Origin of the sequence: Aliarcobacter vitoriensis (assembly GCF_048320235.1) — a bacterium.
Classification (GTDB): domain Bacteria; phylum Campylobacterota; class Campylobacteria; order Campylobacterales; family Arcobacteraceae; genus Aliarcobacter; species Aliarcobacter vitoriensis.
The window spans coordinates 1,135,659-1,155,056 of the sequence record NZ_CP182882.1 but is presented as its reverse complement, the minus strand read 5'-3'; the positions used below and the strand labels follow the sequence as shown (position 1 = coordinate 1,155,056).

At 29.4% G+C, this 19,398-nt stretch carries 16 protein-coding genes; 10 read left to right on the top strand and 6 right to left on the bottom strand.

Annotated features, from left to right (window positions below):
• Window positions 1-41: 41 nt before the first annotated feature.
• The 5 genes from ACNSOS_RS05780 (at window position 42) to ACNSOS_RS05760 (ending at window position 4,423) form a co-directional block, all read left to right on the top strand.
• On the top strand, window positions 42-464 hold the full coding sequence (locus tag ACNSOS_RS05780; protein ID WP_113909999.1) for an ATP-dependent zinc protease: 423 nt from the start codon (window positions 42-44) through the stop codon (window positions 462-464).
• 10 nt (window positions 465-474) lie between these two features.
• Window positions 475-1,407: a 30S ribosomal protein S6--L-glutamate ligase gene (rimK, locus tag ACNSOS_RS05775; protein ID WP_113895405.1), complete on the top strand. Its 933-nt coding sequence runs from the start codon at window positions 475-477 to the stop codon at window positions 1,405-1,407.
• Between the two features lie 100 nt (window positions 1,408-1,507).
• Window positions 1,508-1,870 carry a thioredoxin family protein gene (locus tag ACNSOS_RS05770; protein WP_418186280.1) on the top strand — a complete coding sequence of 121 codons (363 nt, stop codon included), beginning with the start codon at window positions 1,508-1,510 and terminating at the stop codon, window positions 1,868-1,870.
• 9 nt (window positions 1,871-1,879) lie between these two features.
• The gene (gene dsbD, locus ACNSOS_RS05765) at window positions 1,880-3,634 is read left to right on the top strand and encodes a protein-disulfide reductase DsbD (RefSeq protein WP_418186279.1); all 1,755 of its coding nucleotides are present in this window, start codon (window positions 1,880-1,882) and stop codon (window positions 3,632-3,634) included.
• Window positions 3,635-3,766: 132 nt separating this feature from the next.
• Window positions 3,767-4,423, top strand: coding sequence for a TSUP family transporter (locus ACNSOS_RS05760; RefSeq protein WP_418186278.1), 657 nt, complete (start codon window positions 3,767-3,769; stop codon window positions 4,421-4,423).
• Window positions 4,424-4,448: 25 nt separating this feature from the next.
• Here the strand turns inward: ACNSOS_RS05760 and ACNSOS_RS05755 are convergent, their stop codons facing one another.
• On the bottom strand, window positions 4,449-5,852 hold the full coding sequence (locus ACNSOS_RS05755; RefSeq protein WP_418186277.1) for an anion permease: 1,404 nt from the start codon (window positions 5,850-5,852) through the stop codon (window positions 4,449-4,451).
• 129 nt (window positions 5,853-5,981) lie between these two features.
• Here ACNSOS_RS05755 and ACNSOS_RS05750 point away from each other — a divergent pair, with 129 nt between their 5' ends.
• The 3 genes from ACNSOS_RS05750 (at window position 5,982) to ACNSOS_RS05740 (ending at window position 12,113) form a co-directional block, all read left to right on the top strand.
• A complete protein-coding gene (locus tag ACNSOS_RS05750; RefSeq protein WP_418186276.1) occupies window positions 5,982-6,614 on the top strand; it encodes a GDSL-type esterase/lipase family protein in 633 nt (210 codons plus the stop codon).
• Between the two features lie 103 nt (window positions 6,615-6,717).
• Window positions 6,718-8,745 (top strand): hypothetical protein, encoded by a 2,028-nt coding sequence (locus ACNSOS_RS05745; protein WP_418186275.1) that lies wholly within the window; start codon window positions 6,718-6,720, stop codon window positions 8,743-8,745.
• On the top strand, window positions 8,742-12,113 hold the full coding sequence (locus tag ACNSOS_RS05740; RefSeq protein ID WP_418186274.1) for a hypothetical protein: 3,372 nt from the start codon (window positions 8,742-8,744) through the stop codon (window positions 12,111-12,113). Before ACNSOS_RS05745 ends, ACNSOS_RS05740 begins: the two co-directional genes overlap by 4 nt.
• Before the next feature lie 38 nt (window positions 12,114-12,151).
• Here the strand turns inward: ACNSOS_RS05740 and ACNSOS_RS05735 are convergent, their stop codons facing one another.
• Window positions 12,152-13,081, bottom strand: coding sequence for a GlcNAc-transferase family protein (locus ACNSOS_RS05735; RefSeq protein ID WP_418186273.1), 930 nt, complete (start codon window positions 13,079-13,081; stop codon window positions 12,152-12,154).
• A 159-nt stretch (window positions 13,082-13,240) separates the two neighbouring features.
• Here ACNSOS_RS05735 and ACNSOS_RS05730 point away from each other — a divergent pair, with 159 nt between their 5' ends.
• On the top strand, window positions 13,241-13,810 hold the full coding sequence (locus ACNSOS_RS05730) for an NlpC/P60 family protein (RefSeq protein WP_418186272.1): 570 nt from the start codon (window positions 13,241-13,243) through the stop codon (window positions 13,808-13,810).
• Between the two features lie 13 nt (window positions 13,811-13,823).
• Here ACNSOS_RS05730 and ACNSOS_RS05725 read toward each other — a convergent pair whose 3' ends face one another.
• The gene (locus ACNSOS_RS05725) at window positions 13,824-15,113 is read right to left on the bottom strand and encodes a tellurium resistance protein TerC (protein ID WP_418186271.1); all 1,290 of its coding nucleotides are present in this window, start codon (window positions 15,111-15,113) and stop codon (window positions 13,824-13,826) included.
• A gap of 73 nt (window positions 15,114-15,186) precedes the next feature.
• Here ACNSOS_RS05725 and maf point away from each other — a divergent pair, with 73 nt between their 5' ends.
• Window positions 15,187-15,732 carry a septum formation inhibitor Maf gene (gene maf / locus ACNSOS_RS05720; protein ID WP_418186270.1) on the top strand — a complete coding sequence of 182 codons (546 nt, stop codon included), beginning with the start codon at window positions 15,187-15,189 and terminating at the stop codon, window positions 15,730-15,732.
• Window position 15,733: 1 nt separating this feature from the next.
• On the opposite strand, the gene ACNSOS_RS05715 is transcribed toward maf, so the two are convergent.
• From ACNSOS_RS05715 to ACNSOS_RS05705, 3 genes are all read right to left on the bottom strand, one after another.
• On the bottom strand, window positions 15,734-17,134 hold the full coding sequence (locus ACNSOS_RS05715; protein WP_418186269.1) for a 7TM diverse intracellular signaling domain-containing protein: 1,401 nt from the start codon (window positions 17,132-17,134) through the stop codon (window positions 15,734-15,736).
• A 214-nt stretch (window positions 17,135-17,348) separates the two neighbouring features.
• Window positions 17,349-18,017: a response regulator transcription factor gene (locus ACNSOS_RS05710; protein ID WP_418186268.1), complete on the bottom strand. Its 669-nt coding sequence runs from the start codon at window positions 18,015-18,017 to the stop codon at window positions 17,349-17,351.
• Between the two features lie 306 nt (window positions 18,018-18,323).
• Window positions 18,324-19,349 carry a cytochrome-c peroxidase gene (locus ACNSOS_RS05705; protein ID WP_113895180.1) on the bottom strand — a complete coding sequence of 342 codons (1,026 nt, stop codon included), beginning with the start codon at window positions 19,347-19,349 and terminating at the stop codon, window positions 18,324-18,326.
• Window positions 19,350-19,398 lie beyond the last annotated feature (49 nt).

The following is a 19,398-nucleotide window of genomic DNA, read 5'->3' as shown; positions in this document are numbered from 1 at the left end:
CTTTTCTGTGATATAATTATCCATAATTCAAAGGGGTAATTATGTCACAACTCAAAATTATAGGACGAAAAGAACTTGTTGATATTTTGGATTTAGAACTCTTTGGACTAGATGCTAAAATAGACACGGGAGCTGACTCAAATTCTCTACATTGCGATGATATTTCTCTTGATGATGGTTTTGTAAACTTTAAACTGCTTGATAAAATTCATCCATCTTATCATGGTAAAAAAATCAAACTTCCAATTTATAAACAAAAGCTTGTAAAAAGTTCAAATGGAGCTTCACAATTAAGAGTTTTTATTCAAGTTTCAATCCTTTTTTATGGTAAAAAATATAAAACAGTTGTATCTTTGACAAATAGAAAAGATATGAAATATCCAATGCTTATAGGAAGAAAATTTTTGTCAAATAGGTTTTTAGTAGATGTTTCAAAAGAAAATTTAGCAAGTAAAAATATTTAAGGAATAAATAATGTTAGTATATATTTTATCAAGAAATGAAAATTTGTATTCAACAAAAAGATTATATGAAGAGGCTTTTAATAAAGGTTGGGAAGTTAGAGTTTTAGATTATTTGAAATGTACTATAGAGATTATGAAAAATGAATTAGTTGTAAATTATGAAGGTAAAGTTTTAAAAGTTCCAGATGCAATCATCCCAAGAATAGGAGCTAGTAGAACATTTTTTGGTGCAGCGATGGTACGGCACTTTGAGATGCAAGATGTTTTTTCTACAACTGGAAATCTAGCACTTACAAGAAGTAGAGATAAACTTAGAAGTTTGCAAGTATTATCGAAAAATGGAGTAGATTTACCACGAACAGTTTTTGCATCAAATAAATCAAATGCAAAAGACGTTATAGCTTTGAGTGGTGGAACTCCATTGATATTAAAAATCTTAGAAGGAACTCAAGGAGTAGGAGTTGTACTTGTAGATAGTAAAAAAGCTGCAAAATCTGTACTTGATGCTTTTTATGGAATGGATGTAAATTTACTTGTTCAAGAGTATATTGAAGAAGCAAATGGTAGTGATATCAGAGTTTTTGTTGTGGATGGAGAAGTTGTTGCTGCTATGAAAAGACAAGGAGCAGAAGGAGATTTTAGATCAAATCTTCATCAAGGTGGAAATGCATCTATATATAAATTAAACAGAAAAGAGAAATCAACAGCATTAGCAGCAGCTCGTGCTATGGGACTTGGTGTTTGTGGAGTTGATATGATAAGTTCAAAAAGAGGACCTTTGGTTATGGAAGTAAATTCAAGTCCAGGTTTAGAGGGAATAGAAAAATCAACAGGTATAAATGTAGCTTTAAAAATTATGGATTATGTTGAAAAAAATATCAAACCAAATTGTCCTGTAAATCCTCAAAAAAGGAAAATAAAAAAAGATAGTATAGGTGCATAGATAAGAAATAATTATAATATATAAATATTCTTAGATTATTTTAAACAAATTGTTTACTAATCTTAAATATAATACAGGAGAATACAAATTAAGGAAAAAAATGAGAAAAATATTTTTATTAACTTTAATTACAATAACTTCTTTATTTTCCTATGAAGAGCTAACAGAAGGTAATTTTAGTGAAAAGATAAAAGGTAAAAATGTAATTGTGGATTTTTATGCTCCTTGGTGTCCTCCTTGTAAAATTTTAGCAAATAATTTAGAAGATTTTGAGGTACAAAAACCTGATGATGTTGAGATTTTTAAAGTAAATATAGATAATGATTTAGTTTTAGCAAAAATGTATAGAGTGAAACAACTTCCAACAATGATATATTTTAAAAATGGAGAACCAATCAAAAAATATGTTGGAGTTAAAACTACTGAAGAACTTTTGGAAAGTTCAAAAGTAGATTTTAAATAAGGATAAAAAATGAAAAAATTTCTAATATTCTTAGCTTTTTTTGCATACTCATTTTCTGCAGAATTGGGAAATAAAGTTTTAGAACCAGAAGAAGCATTTCAAGTAAAATTTGTACAAAATAATGATAGTTTGAATATCAAACTAGAATTAGGACAAGATATATATTTGTATGATGATAAACTACAAGTGAATATTTCAAAACCAAAAAAGGTAGAACTTTTACCAGAATTAAATCTTCCAAAACCAGTAGAATATGATGGTTTTATAGTTCATTTTGATAATTTAGATTTAAATATTCCATATAGCTTACTAAAAGAAAAAATTGATTCAAATAAGTATGAAATAGAGTTTAAATTTCAAGGTTGCTCAAAAGCTGGACTTTGTTATGCACCTATGAGTGAGAAAAAAGTTATTTTCTTTGAAGCATCAGCACAAGATGAAGTTATAATTCAAAGTGAAGTAAAAAATGAAATAGCACAAAATGAAAATATAAGTGAAACAGATGGTATTGCAAACAGTTTTAAAAATTCAAGTACTATCATAGTTATTGCAACTTTTTTTGGATTTGGTCTTTTATTGTCTTTTACTCCTTGTGTTTTCCCTATGATTCCTATTCTTTCATCAATTATAGTTAAAGCTTCACAAAATGAGACTATGAGTGCTAAAAAAGGCTTTTTTATGTCACTTATTTATGTTCTTGCTATGAGTTTAGCTTATACAATTGCTGGAGTTATTGCTGGAATCTTTGGAGCAAATTTACAAGCTAGTTTACAAAATCCTTATGTTTTAATATCTTTTTCAGCTATTTTTATTGTATTGGCTTTTTCAATGTTTGGATATTTTGAGTTAAGATTGCCAACAGCACTACAAAATAAAATAAATCAAACAACTGATGGAAAAGAAAAGCAAGGTGTTTTAGGTATTGCCATTATGGGATTCTTATCAGCACTTATTGTTGGACCTTGTGTAGCACCACCACTTGCAGGAGCTTTGGTTTATATAGGACAAACAGGTGATGCAGTTTTAGGTGGAATGGCACTATTTTTTATGAGTTTAGGTATGGGAGTTCCACTTTTATTAATTGGACTTGGAGCTGGTAAATTTATGCCAAAACCAGGTGGTTGGATGGAGAGTGTAACAAAAATATTTGGAATAATTATGCTAGGAGTTGCTATTTGGCTTCTTGATAGAGTTATAAATCCAACTATAACTATGTATTTATGGGCTATATTGTTTTTAGGAACAGGTATATATCTAAAAATTTATACTCATATTATTTCAAAGCTTATTTCTAAAGTTATAACTTTAATTGGAGTTATATTATTTGTAGGAGCAGTAAGTGGTGCTACAAATCCATTAAAACCGCTTGATAAATTTACAAGTAGCATTTTATCAGCACAAGATGAATTAAAATTTACATATATAAAAAATATTTCTGAACTTGAAGATGCTATAAAAAAATCTTCTAAACCAATAATGTTAGATTTTTGGGCTTCTTGGTGTGTATCTTGCAAAGAGTTAGATGAAATTACTTTTAAAGATAGCGAAGTTATAGAAAAGCTTAAACAATTTACTCTTTTAAAAGTTGATGTTACAGCAAACAGTAATTATGATAAAGCAATTCAGAAAAGATTTGGAGTTGTTGGACCACCTGCAATTATATTTTGGGATAAAGATAAGAATGAAGTGAAAAGTGCCAAAATAGTTGGTTATAAGAATCCAAAAGATTTTTTAGAAGTAGTAAATAGAAATTTTCAAAATTAGATAAATTGATGTATAATAACTCCTTTTTTAGGGAGTTGTTTTATTGAATTTACTACTGAATTTTTAATTTTTGCTTCTATTGTTATATTTTTTTCTGCTTTAGTTCAAGCAACTATTGGGTTTGGTTTTCCTATGATTGCAACCCCAGTTTTAGCTATGGTTACTGATATGAAGACAGCTGTTATATATGTTGCCATTCCAACTCTTTTATTAAATATAAGTGCGTTAATTGTTGAAAAGAACTTTTTTCAAATAGTAAAAAAATTTTATCTTTTAGCTATATTTGCAATGATAGGAAGTGCTATAGGTACGCAAATACTTATTTATAGTAACTCTGAAATATTTAAACTTCTTTTAGCAATATCAATTCTTTTTTATCTTTTTAGCCAGAAATTATCTTTTTCTATGCCTTGGGTTGAAAAAAAGAAAATATTATCAACAGTGATTTTTGGATTAAGTGCAGGAATTATTGGTGGATTGACAAATGTTATGGCTTTAGTTTTAATAATCTACTCTTTAGAGTCAAAACACACAAAAAGAGAGATATTTCAATCTTCAAATTTATGTTTTATGTTTGGAAAAATTATTCAAATTATACTTTTTACATATCATGGCTCTTTTACGCAAGAGATTTTGGAACTGTCTTTATATAATTTACTAATAGTTCTAATTTGCATTGTAATTGGATTAAAGTTAAGAAATAAGATAAAAGAAGATAATTACAATAAAGTTATAAAAGGATTTTTATTTATTATGGCACTTGCTTTGATTTACCAAACACTGATTTAAAAGAGAGTTTTCTCTCTTTTAAATTTTAAAGAAATATAAATACCCCAATAATAATTGGAATTAGATAAATAAAACCAAATAATGCACCTAATCCCCACCATCTTGCTTGAGTTATATAACCAGCACCATACCAGATTGGCGAAGGTCCTGTTCCATAAGGAGTAAGAATCCCCATAACTCCTAAACTTCCTAATAATAAAATAGTAAATGGTAGTAGTTGTTCACTAGGTACAATTTGTGCCGCAACTGCAATAAATACTGGAACTAAAGCAGTAACATGTGCTGTTGTACTAGCAAAGAAATAGTGCAATATATAAAATAAAACTATCAAAATAAGCATAGCAGAAGTTAAGCTCATATCAGTAAATATACTAGATACATTATCATTTAAATATTGAATAAGACCAACTTTTTTCAATCCATCTGCTAATGCAACTAAAGTAGCAAACCAGATAAATACATTGAATGCTGCTTTATCTGAAAGTAAATCATCCCAAGATATAATATTTGTTAAAATCATAATTGAAACAACACAAATTGCTGCTGTTGTACCATTTACTCCTAGCTCTTTACCAAATATCCATAAAACTAAAGCAAGAATTGCAAGACCTAGCATTAAAAACTCTTTAAATGTTACAGAACCTATTTTTTTAAGTTCTTCCGCAGCCCAAGCTGGAGCTTCTGGAGATTTCTTTTGTGTTGGAGGGTAAACTACATATGTAAGCCATGGAGTTAATAAAAATAGTGGTACCATCAGTGGTAGCATTATTTTTGCCCATTCAATCCATGCAACAAAAATATTATTTTTTTCTACTAAACCAACGGCTAAAACATTTGGTGCAAGTGCTGTTATGAACATTGAACTTGTAACACAAGTAGAAGCAATAGCAACCCAAGATATATAAGAACCTATTTTTCTTGGCTCATTATCAGGTAATGATCCAAATAATTGAGGTATATTAATAGCAACAGGATAGATCGTTCCACCACTTCTTGCAGTATTTGATGGCATAAAAGGAGCTAAAACTAAATCAGAAAATGCAACAGCATAACCCAATCCTAAAGTGCTTTTTCCCATATATTTAACCATAAGTAGTGAAATTCTTCTTCCAAGACCAGTTTTTTTATAACCTTCTGCAAACATAAATGCTGCAAAGATTAACCAAATTGTAGTATTTGAAAATCCTGATAAAGCCCACTTGATACTATCCCCTGAGTTCCCCATTAATCCCAATATAGCAACAATTGAAATACCAACAAAACCAATTAGTGCTGCTGGAATAGGTTCAATAATAAGCCCTATGATTACAGCTAAAAATATTCCAAAAAATCTCCATGCTTCTTGTGATAAGCCTTCAGGTGCTGGAATAAACCATAAAACTAATGCGACCAATACAGGTATCAGTAAACCTATACTTTTTTTTGACATAATGTCCCCTTTCTTATAAAAATTATAAAATTATAATATATTTTAGTTACAAAAGAAATATAAGTAAAGATTAAAAATAATTATTCATAATATATCTGATATAATTCTGCAAAAAATTAGGAGTTATATATGAGAATATTATTGATTTCTTCGATACTTGTTGTTGGATTATTCGCAGGAGAATGGAAAATACAAAATGATCCTTATTATAAACACAAAGTTAGTCAATTTGAGGTTTTAATGGATAAAAATAGTGATATAACGACAATGATGTTAGGAGATTCTATTACAGATGAAGGTGAATGGAGTGAACTTTTAGGATTTAAAGTTCATAATAGAGGAATTAGTGGAGATACAACGGATGGAGTTTTAGACAGACTTAATACCGTTGGTTCAAATGTAAAAAAAGTATTTATAATGATAGGTGTAAATGATATTATGCGTGGTAAAAGTGCAGAATATGTATTTGAAAACTACAAAAAAATTATAAAATATTTGCAAGAAAAAGATATAAAAATTGTTATTCAATCTACTTTATATATAGGTGAAAGTAGAAAACAAAACTTTAATCCAAAAATTGAAAAATTAAATAAAGATTTACAAGAGTTTGCTAAAAATAATCAAATAATTTTTATTGATTTGAATCCAATTTTTACAAAAAATAAGACTCTTTTAAAAGAATTTACTTATGATGATTTACATTTAAATGGAAAATCTTATATACTTTGGTCAAATGAACTTAAAAAAATAACTACAAAATAAATAAAATAATTTACAAAAAATAACTAAAATATCACCCCAATGGGTGATACACAAAATTTTTAAATTTGATATAATCAATTATATTTTTACAAAAGGGAAAACAATGGCAAATTTAGGAAAAATTCAATCTATTCAAGATAGAAAGTTTTATGTTAAAGATGCTTTAGGGAATCTTGTTGAATTAAAAGTAGGCGATGTAGTAAATCAAAATGATATTATCTTTGCTTCAAATTCGAATAGTGATTTATCAAAATTGGAAATTGTATTTGATAATAATCAAGTTATTACTTTCAATCAAGGAGAATTGAATCTGGATTCAACTTTGTTTGAGAATAATTTTGGAGATGAAGAATTAACTTTTGATGCTGAAGTAGTAAATGAAACTTTGAGTGCTTGGAATACAGCACAAGAAAATATTGAAGATATGGAAACAGCTGCTGGAGATGTAACAGAACAGGCTACAAATGCTGGAAATGAAGAGAATCAAGATGGTGGAGCTTTAAGAAGCAAATTTAGCTCAAGAGATGGTGATTCTGCTGATGTTATAAGTAATCTTAGAGAATTAGAACCTTTAGATGGTAATGCTCAGGAAATTGAGAATAGTGAACTACTTGCTGATCTTTTGAATACACCAGTAACAGGAGAAGCTCCTGTTGTTCCTGATAATGGAACATCACCTGGTGTAGAGCCAACAGAAGCTCCAACAGAAGCTCCAACAGAAGCTCCAACAGAAGCTCCAACAGAAGCTCCAACAGAAGCTCCAACAGAAGCTCCAACAGAAGCTCCAACAGAAGCTCCAACAGAAGCTCCAACAGAAGCTCCAACAGAAGCTCCAACAGAAGCTCCAACAGAAGCTCCAACAGAAGCTCCAACAGAAGCTCCAACAGAAGCTCCAACAGAAGCTCCAACAGAAGCTCCAACAGAAGCTCCAACAGAAGCTCCAACAGAAGCTCCAACAGAAGCTCCAACAGAAGCTCCAACAGAAGCTCCAACAGAAGCTCCAACAGAAGCTCCAACAGAAGCTCCAACAGAAGCTCCAACAGAAGCTCCAACAGAAGCTCCAACAGAAGCTCCAACAGAAGCTCCAACAGAAGCTCCAACAGAAGCTCCAACAGAAGCTCCAACAGAAGCTCCAACAGAAGCTCCAACAGAAGCTCCAACAGAAGCTCCAACAGAAGCTCCAACAGAAGCTCCAACAGAAGCTCCAACAGAAGCTCCAACAGAAGCTCCAACAGAAGCTCCAACAGAAGCTCCAACAGAAGCTCCAACAGAAGCTCCAACAGAAGCTCCAACAGAAGCTCCAACAGAAGCTCCAACAGAAGCTCCAACAGAAGCTCCAACAGAAGCTCCAACAGAAGCTCCAACAGAAGCTCCAACAGAAGCTCCAACAGAAGCTCCAACAGAAGCTCCAACAGAAGCTCCAACAGAAGCTCCAACAGAAGCTCCAACAGAAGCTCCAACAGAAGCTCCAACAGAAGCTCCAACAGAAGCTCCAACAGAAGCTCCAACAGAAGCTCCAACAGAAGCTCCAACAGAAGCTCCAACAGAAGCTCCAACAGAAGCTCCAACAGAAGCTCCAACAGAAGCTCCAACAGAAGCTCCAACAGAAGCTCCAACAGAAGCTCCAACAGAAGCTCCAACAGAAGCTCCAACAGAAGCTCCAACAGAAGCTCCAACAGAAGCTCCAACAGAAGCTCCAACAGAAGCTCCAACAGAAGCTCCAACAGAAGCTCCAACAGAAGCTCCAACAGAAGCTCCAACAGAAGCTCCAACAGAAGCTCCAACAGAAGCTCCAACAGAAGCTCCAACAGAAGCTCCAACAGAAGCTCCAACAGAAGCTCCAACAGAAGCTCCAACAGAAGCTCCAACAGAAGCTCCAACAGAAGCTCCAACAGAAGCTCCAACAGAAGCTCCAACAGAAGCTCCAACAGAAGCTCCAACAGAAGCTCCAACAGAAGCTCCACAGAAGCTCCAACAGAAGCTCCAACAGAAGCTCCAACAGAAGCTCCAACAGAAGCTCCAACAGAAGCTCCAACAGAAGCTCCAACAGAAGCTCCAACAGAAGCTCCAACAGAAGCTCCAACAGAAGCTCCAACAGAAGCTCCAACAGAAGCTCCAATTATTTCAATGATTGGAAGTACTGTAACAGAGGCTATTACAGGGGAAGCTACTGGAGATAAAGTAATTGGACAAATTACTATAAGTATAGATAAAGTACAAAATGAAGATTTGTCTATCAAATTAAGTAATGGGCAAGAAGTTATTATTCCAAAAGGAGAAATAAGCATAAATGTTGATGTTGAAACATCAAGAGTAGATGATGCATATTATCAGGGTACAACAACAGAAACTATATCAATACAATCTACGTCAAATGAAAATATAGATATAGCAAATAAGACAGCAATTATTACAATAAATGATGATATTGACCCTATAACAGTAACAATTACAGCAGCTGAAACAACGGAAAAAGAGATTACAAAAGATAATTTTATAAATAATTTAGGATTTACTGTTAAAGCAAAGGATCCTTATGGTAAGGATGCAAAGATTTCTACACATGGTAATCCATCAGGATTTGGTGTAGAAAGTATAGCTGAAACAAATTCAGGTAAATTAGGTCAAACTGATAAAGTATATAGTGGACATACAAGTGAAATTGGAGTTGTAAAAGATCCAAAAACAGGAAAATATTTAAGTGAAAGTATAGAAGTAGAGTTTAAAAATCCTATTCAAACACTTGATGTTGCATTTGCTTGGAGACACAATGGTGAGGCAGCTAAAGTAGATTTTTATAATGGAAATGAAAAAGTAGGATATGCAGTAGTAAAAGGCGGTGGAAGTGATACTCAGGCAACTATTGAATATTATGATAAAAATGGAAGCCTTAAAGATAGTGTACAAGCTCAAGGTGGAACAGACAAAGTTGATTTGGTTTATACATTTAAACCAGCAGGTGATGTAACATTTACAAAAGCTGTATTTAGTGCAGAAGGTAAAGGAAGTGATTATTTAATACACTCTATTAAATATAAAGAAGTAATTGATGGTGATAGCACAACTATTGTAGGGAGCAACGAAGTAGCATTTAATATAGAAACTTCAGTTAAACCTGATCCATCAAAATTTGATTTTAAAAATACTTTCCCGACAGCAGATGTAAAAATTGTTGATAATAATGGAACAATAGTATTTGAAAAAACGGTAAATTTAGATAAAGATGGAAAAGCCATAGTATCTGTAAGAACAGATGGAACAGTAGATTTAAAAGCTGAAGTTTCAAATGTAAAAGGTAATTTTGAGGCAGTTGATTATACAAAGGCATCAACAACAATAGAAGGGCATTTAGTGCCAAAAGCAAGTAATGATAATATAAGTACACTTGAAGATACTCAATATACTTTAAAATCTACAGACTTTGGGGATAACAACCAAAATGTTGCAAAAATCAAATTTACTGAATTACCAAAAGAAGAAACTGGAAAACTATATATTTTAAAAACTGAATATACTGGTTCTATGAATGATAAAGCTGTATATTCAGAATCAACAAAAGATAAATTTATTGAGATAAAAGCAGGAAGTGTCGTAGATATTTCACAAATAGATAACGGGAATGTAATCTTTGTACCAAAAGAAAACTCTGATATAGATGGAAGCTTTAAATTTAGTGTAAGTAATGGAAAAGGAAACTTTAGTGGAGATTACACAACAACTATAAATGTTGAAGCAGTTGCTGATGCACCAACTGTAAGTATAAATATCACACCAAGTTCAGATAATTCAACTTCAACTGGAAGCAATGGCAATGGAAATAGTGGAAGCAGTGAAAAAATTACAAAATTAGATTTTGAAACATACAAATATGCAGAGCAATCTTCAATTGGAACTCAAATAAAAGGAGATAAAGAATATAAAGATGCTAAGGATAGTTCAGATACTTTAATATTTAATAATAATTTAAATAATAGCAAAATAGTAAATACTGGGAAAGGGGATGATAAGGTTTATTTTTCACAGCAATCAAGTGTAAATTTAGATCTTGGTGATGGAAATAATGAAGCACATTTTAATGCTGGAATGAGTGGAAGTATTAAAGCAGGTTCTGGAGATGATGAAATTAGAATTAACCAAAGTATAAATAAAGCAGATATTGATTTAGGAGCAGGAGATAACAAGCTTTATATAAAAAATATATCTAATGGAAATAATGGAGAAATTAAATTTGGAGATGGCTCTGACAAACTCGTAATAGATGGTTCAGCAGATAATACAAATATTAGTTTAGGTAGCGGAAATAATGTAGTTAGTATTAAAGGTAATTATGGTGGAACTATAACTTCTGAAGATGGAGATGATACTATAATTATTGGTGGAAATGTTAATAATAAAGATTCTAAAATTAATACTGGTGCTGGAAATGATTTTGTGCAAATTCATGGAGAAATTAATAATCAATTTGCAAAAGTAGACCTTGGAGAAGGAGATGATGGATTTAGATATGAGCCAAGAAATTGGAATGCGGGTAATAAAGAAGCTATAGATGGTGGAAAAGGATTTGATACTTTATATCTAAAAGGAAACTCAACAGATTATAAAATATACACATATGAAAAAATCAATGGATTAACAGAACCATTTAAAGATAGTGCAGGTCATACAAAATATGTGAATGGGAAACCATTGTATATAATAAATTTTGAAAATTTTGTGAAAGTAAATGAACACAAGGAAGGGTTTGCACAAAAAGAGTTCTATATTATGCAAAATCATACTGAAGATACAAATAGGGCATTAAAAATTAAGAACTTTGAATCTATATCATTCGATGATAAAACATTTGGTGAAAAAGTTGATACAACAACAGTATATAAATATGATATTACAGTAAATGCAAAACTTACAGATACAGATGGAAGTGAACAATTATCTGATGTTACTATAAAAGATATTCCAAAAGATTCAAAATTATTTGGAGCAGATGGAAAAGAAATAAGTGCAAATGATGATGGAAGTTATACTGTAAAAGTAGATGAAAATGGTGAAGCAAAACTTTCTTTAACAAACGAAAAAGATCTTTCAGATAAAGATTTAAATAGTATCAAAGCAAGTGCAACTTCAACTGAAGTAAAAGATGGAGAAGTTACAGATAGTATTACAACAACTGCAACTAAAGATGGTACTAATATATTTAGTGGAGATATTGATTTATCAAATTTAAAAAATATCAAAGAGATAAATTTAGATAATGGAAAAGAAAATAAACTAAGTTTAACTTTAGATGATGTTTTAAAAATGAGTGGAGATGACAATACTATCAAAATTTCTGGAGATGCTTTCGATAAGGTTGCATTAAAAGGTGAAAATGATTGGACAAAATCTGAAAATAGTTTAACTGAAGGTGATAAAACATTTGATGTTTATAGTGGAAGTGTTGGGGATCAAACTGTTCAAGTAAAAGTTGAACAACCAATCTCAGATGGTATAACAAATTAATTTGTTATAAAAAGGTAGAGCTTTTAGCTTTACCTTTATTATTTAAAAGATAAATTAAAATAATCAATCTTACTAAATTCAATATATTGTTGAAGAGTTCTAATATTTCCTAGACCATAAATACTGTCATTTAACTCCCCAAATATAAGCTTTTCTAGTCTTTTTTTAGCTCTTGTTTGTAAATATGTCCATTCAAAATCTCTTTGTTTAGAAGTATCACCACTCCAATGATGTGTATCATATTTGGTATTTACTTTTTTGTATAGATGATATAAAGGTATCCATTTTGGATGATAAATATCCCATCCTTTTGTAAAAGAACGTATAGCTAAGCTTTGTTCCTCCCCATGAAAGTATAAATATGGGTCATAAGGAATTTCTTCTATAAAATTTCCCTTTGCAAATAAAAATCCTGCTGCAATATGACAGCCTAAAATAGCTTCAGATGAATGTATATGTTCTGCCCGAAATTGTAGAACAAGATTGTCTTTAGTTAAAACTAGTTCACTTTTTGGTCTTAATACTAAAATAGTTTTTCCAGATGGTTTATTGTAATTTATTTCACTATTTTCGTCAATAGTGAAACCATAAGGATAGGTTGAAATTATAGGTTTATTTGATTTATTTAATAGTTCATTGTATTGATATATTAAATTTTCATCCCAATTTTCTTCAAAATATGTGTGAGAATCAACTTGTAAGAAATACTCTTCGTTATCATATAATGAGAAACATAAGTGTCTAGCCCAAGATACACCCAATGAGTCATTTGGAAAAATATGACAATATCTTATCTGTTGAGAGAATTCGAAAGATTTGATACTCTCTCTATTATTTTCATAATTTTGTTCTACAACACCAAAAATAATATTTTCTTTATTTTTAGCACTATTGTATGCACTTTTTATTGTAAATTCAAGCATATCATCACAATATGAAGCTAAAGCAACAAATATTTTATCAGCCATGAAATACCTCTTATTTATATGTTTTTATTTTGATTATACTTTAAAATCTATTTAGCTTATCTTTGATTATTTTATATAAAAATTTTATAAATTTTACTTGACAAAATAGGTAGTTTTTTTATATACTCAACAACTTTACTAAAAATAAAAGGGAAATGTATGAATATAAGGAAAAGTTTTTTATCTATTGTAATATTTTCTTCCGTATTTACAGGGTGTGCCACAACTTCAAGTCAAAAAACTGTAGATGCTTCAAATTTCCAAAATAACACATATAACTCAAACCAAGAACAACAAACACATCTTAAAAAACATACATTTTTAGAAGATGTTACATATTCAAACTATATGTCTAAAGACAAAAAAATAAATGATAAATTATTTAGCTTTTATGATGAGTGGAAAGGCACAAAATATAGAATAGGTGGATATAGCAAAAAAGGGATTGATTGCTCTGGTTTTGTACAAAAAGCATTAGCAGAGAAGTTTAATTTACAACTACCAAGAGATACAAGATCACAAGTTCAAGTAGGAAAAACTGTTAAAAAAAGTGATTTACAGATGGGTGATTTGGTATTTTTTCATACTGGAAAGACAAAGCACGTAGGAATATATATTGAAGATGGTAAGTTTATGCACTCTTCTACAAAAATTGGAGTAACTATTTCTGAATTGGATAATGTTTATTTTAAAAATAGATATTGGACAGCAAAAAGAGTTTTAAAATAAACTCTTTTAACTCTTAAATCCCCAAAAATTTAGACAATACAAAAAGAAAAATCACACAAACAACATACATTTTTAAAGCATAGAAGATATTTAGTTTAAAAATCTCTTTTGCACTACAAGAATATCTTGAACTCATAGTAAGGTTTAATCCTGATATTGGAGAAGTTGAAACTGTTGTTGCCCAAGACATCAAAAAAGTCATAGCCAATAAAGTATGATTTGCATCAACAAAGAAATCTCCTAAAATTGATATAGAAATAATAGGGTGAATTCCTATAAATGATAGGGCTATAAATATAAAAAGCAGTATTGAAGCTACTTTATAATCAAAAATTTCAAAAGGTAGAGTAAAATTCAAACCTATTAATATTGAACCAACAGATATTCCAAATAATCCAGCAACTAGAAACAAAGATATTTCACTTTTCATTTTTGGCAATTCATCTATTATGTAAAATTTTAAGATTTTTATACTTTCAAAAAAACCTTTTTTTAGTGGAAGTATGAGAAGAGTCATAAAAAAGGCAAAACTAGATATTAAAACTATGATTTTTAAATCTTCATAAAAATAGTGAGTTAAAAGTACAAAAAATGCTAATATAAGTGGTAAATACAGAGTTTGTAGAGATAATGGATAGCCATAAAAATTATCTAAATCAAACTTCTTTTTATCACTTACTTCAAAATATGTTATTAAAAATGCAAAAAATGCTAGAAATAATCCAAAAGATATTATGGTATATGTTTGTAGATTTGGTGCATAAGTAATAGCAGCTGCAAAGGCTACAAAAAATGGTGACCAGTAAGCATCACTAGCAAAAGAACGAGTTAATAAAACTATTTGAGAAGAACTCAAAGGAGCTTTTTTATACATTTTATCTGCAACTAAAAGTAAAGATGATAGATTTATAACTGAACCAAAAAGATGAACACTCAAATATGTTTTTAAAAAAGAGCTTTTTCCTCTTGGTAAATCACTATTTTTCTCTTTTCTTGGAGTTGCTATAAGCTTTAAAAACCCAACAGCAATAAGTAAAGTTAGAAGATATTGATTTACACTAAAAGCTTTGTAAAAGTCGATATAAAAGCCATTTAAATAACTATATAAAAAAGATATTAAGCTAAGAGATAAAAGTATATATATAAGTTTTCTTTTTTTTAGAGTAAAAAAAAGTATAGTTGAAGCTATCCAAATAAATATGATGGCAAATAATAAAATATTTTCTTGAAAAAAATATGCATAAATTGTAAATATAAATGACAAAAATATCAAAACTCCCGAAACTCTTTGGACGACTTGCATTATAAATCCTAATAAAATATTAAAATCGTATTATATAAAAACTTAGTATAATTGCGATAAAAAAGGATAAATTTTGATAAGACTTGGTTCAAACTCTCCTACTCGAGCAAAAATATTAAAAGATTTTGGAATAGATTTTGTACAAAATGGAGGAAGTTTTGATGAAGATAGTATAGCTACACAAAATCCCAAAGAGTTTTGTTATATTGCTACAAAAGGAAAATTTGATGAACTTTTTAAACAATATGGAGTTGATGATATGCCTTTGTTGGTTGCTGATAGTGTAGTTACTTGTGATGGAAAACTCTTACGAAAAGCAAAAGATTATGACGATGCAAAATATATGCTAGAGCTTCAAAGTGGAAATAAAACAAGTGTAATATCTTGTATGATTTATAAATCAAAAAATATAGAACTTATTGATATGTCAATTACTACTTACGAATTTACTAAATTTGATAAAACTAATATGAAAGACTATCTTGATAGTGGTGAATGCTTTGGAAAAGCAGGAGCTATAATGGTTGAAGGATTTTGTAAACCTTATATAAAAAGTGTTAAAGGATATGAAAGTACTGCTATGGGATTGAGCATAGAAAAGCTTTTGGCTTTTTTATAGATTATTTACTCAATTTTTCTATTTGAAGAGTAAATATGGCTCCATTTTCTACATTTAAAACAGATAATTTTCCTTGGAGTTTCTCTTCTGTTAAAATTTTAGCTATCGATAAACCTATACCTCTATTTTTATCTTGATATGAACTCACTTCAAGTTCAAAAATAGATTCTATTGGTTTTTGTTTAATTCCACCGCAATTATCTCGAAAATGAATAAATGTATGATATGAATTTTCTTCATAAAAAATTGATAATGTTGGTGAAGAAATATTGTCTCTTTTTGAAATATCTAAAATATTTTCAATCAAAATCAAAACAATATGTGCAAAAGATTTTGGATTTCCATTTAATTGAAGGTTGATTAAATCAATATTATATTTTATTTCTAAATTTTGTAAATTTATCTTTTCAGTTAGCATAGTTTTTATGTTGAAAATTTCTTCTATTGGATTAAAAATAGTTCTTTTTTCATCTTTAGAGTAAAATTGAGTAAACTCGACAATAGTGCTTTCCATAAAATTAATATTATTTCTCATAGATTTTATGATGTTATTGATTTTTTGGTCAAATATTTTATTGTTAAATAAAATTGATTCTATTTCAGTAATTAAAGTTCCAAGTCGTACAGTAGGAACTTTCCACTGGTGAGCTATATTTTTTAACATTTGACCAATAGAACTAAAATGAGATTGACTAAGTATGAGTTTCTCTCCTTTTTGCTTCATATCAACTATATATTTTAATCGAATAAAAATTGCAAATGTAAATAAAATCATCTCTAAAAATAAGAAAAAACCAATAATTCTTTGAGTATCTGTTGTAACAGGGATTTTTTGAAAAGCAGATAAAAATATTAAAATATAACCTACAAAAATACTTATTTGCCCCCCCAATAAAATATAAAAAGTTTGTATAGTCCTAGTTTTATAAATCTCAATAGAAGTTAAAACAATCAAAATTACCATAGAAACAAAGGTAAGGATAAAATAAATAGAGTCATATTTATATATGGCAGGAGAAAATATTATCACCCAACTGCTAAAAGCAATAAAAATATAGTAAGCATACATAGGTTTTAATATATAAGAATAAATTCTTTTTTGTCTAAATTTCATATATTCATCTAAAAATGTCATATAAACTAAAAAAATAGCATAAGCACTTAAATGTGATAAAATCGAGTTATATATACCATTTTCAAGTAGTAAAGCTAAATAGCCATTATTTACAAAAAAATAAACCCAAACTATAAAAATATAGATAATATAGCTTATAAAACTTTTGTTTTTTATAGTAAAAAAGAATAATATATGTAAAATAAGCAGTAAAAACATACCACCTAAAATAACTCCCCAAATAAAATAATCTAAAAATAAAAACTTATTGAAACCTTCTTCACTCATAGCAATCCACTCTATTTGAGTGCTATTTTTATTGTTATCTATTTTTGTAACAATCTCATATAAAGAGTTTGGTTCTAAAATAAGTTTTATATTTGTAAATCTGCACCATTTTTTGAGATAGATTTAATTCGTCATTTTTACTAAAATCTATTATAAATATATCATTTGCTTCAAGAGATAATAAATAGATTAGAAGTAAAAATATATGTTTCATTTAGTTTAACATATAACCTATTTTAGATAGGTTTTGTATAGAGTTGTTGCCGATTTTTTTTCTAAGCTTGTATATTATATTTTTTAAAGCAACTTCTGAAATATTCTCTCCTAAAATATGAGCAAATTCTACATAGCTTATGAGTTTATTTCTTCTTTGTAAAAATATTTCTATCACATCTATTTCAGACTTTGTTAAAGTAATATATTCTCCATTTGAAATTAACTGTTTTGATAAAAAATCATAAAAGGCATTTGCTCCTAAATTATTTTTTATTAAGTATTTACTATCTATTTTTGATAAACATCTAAGAAGAGCATTTAGCAACTCTTCAAAACTAAAAGGTTTTTTTAGATAATCAACCAAATCAAGTTTGATTGCTTCAAGTACATCTTCTACATCTGTATAGCTTGATACCAAAAAAATAGGAATTTTACTATCTACAGTACGAATATATTTAGCTACATCTATTCCGCTCATATTTTTCATCTTTATATCTAACATTAAAATATGTATATGGCTTTTATTGTAAATTTCTATTGCTTCTTCACCATCTTTAGCGACAAAAACCTTTTCAAAAAGAGTTGATAATATATTTTGTGTAGAATTTCTAAGAATTTCATCATCAACATATAAAATAGATAAGTGTTTCAAGTTTTCTAAATTCATATAAATATTATAATATATTTTTGTCGCTAAATTTTTGTTATTAAAATTTAATTTTGAAAAAATAGCGAAAGTTTTTGTCTACTTTTTAGAGGATATTTCAAGATAACGGAAGATGGTCTTATGAAGCAGGAATAGGATATAAATAAAATAAATGATATAAATATCTCATACGATTACAAAGCACAAGGAAGTAAATTTTCAAGCAATGTAATCTTTGCTAAATATGTACTAAAATTCTAAAAATTTAAAATCTCAAGATTTATTTAGGGGTATTATTTCCAAGCGTAGGCTTGGAAATAAAGTTTATTAATCAAAAGTTGGTTTTGGAGTTTTATCAGTAGAAGCTGGTAATTTTGGATACGTAATATCTGGTTTTTTACCTTCTAAAGATTTTAGGAAAGTTACTATTTTTGAAGCTTCAGCATCGCTAATATTGATTCCTAATTGAACAGAACCCATTTCTTTTACTGCTTCATTTAATGACCAAATTTGACCATTATGAAAATATGGAGCTGTTTCAGTGATATTTCTTAAAGATGGAGTTTTTACCATACCATTTTCATCCCCTGAAAAATCACCTACATTTATAAATGTATATTGTTTTGCAATTTGGAATGGTTGCATAGTTCCACCAAGAGCAATCCCTGTATGACATGCTGTACAGCCTTTATTTAAGAATATATTTAATCCTTCTTGTTCATCTTTTGTAAGGGCTTTGTCATTTCCTTCTAAAAATTCATCAAATCTTGATGGAGTTACAAGAACTTTTTCAAATAATGCAATAGTTGAAGTAATAGTTTCAAAATCAACTTTTACATCCTTACCATAGGCAGTTTTGAATTCTTGCACATAAGCTGGAATAGAGTTAATTCTCTCTTCTACAAGTGCTGGAGGTGCAGCCATTTCTGGACCTGCTTGAATTGGACCTTGAGCTTGATCGGCTAAGTGTGGACTTCTTCCATCCCAAAATTGTGCTTTAAAGAATACAGAGTTATAAACTGTTGGAGAGTTTAAATGGTGAGGGTTTGCTGTCCAACCATGACCAATAGCTGCTGGAACTCCATCTGCTCCGCCTAAAGCCAAGTTATGACATGTATTACATGATATTAAATTACTTCTTGAAAGTCTTGGATCAAAATATAGTTTTTTACCAAGTTCAATTTTTGCATCTGTTATTGGGTTGTTTTTATCAGTATCAACCAACTTCATCCATTCTTTTTTATCAGTTGGAATAGCTTCTAAACCACTATTTTTTGCTTTTTGAATTAAAGCTTGATTTGCAAATAATGTACTTGCACCTAAAAGTAATGCCAAAGAAATTTTTAGTTTCATAGTTAAAATCCTCCTAAATGATTTAATAAATCATAGGATAAATTTTATT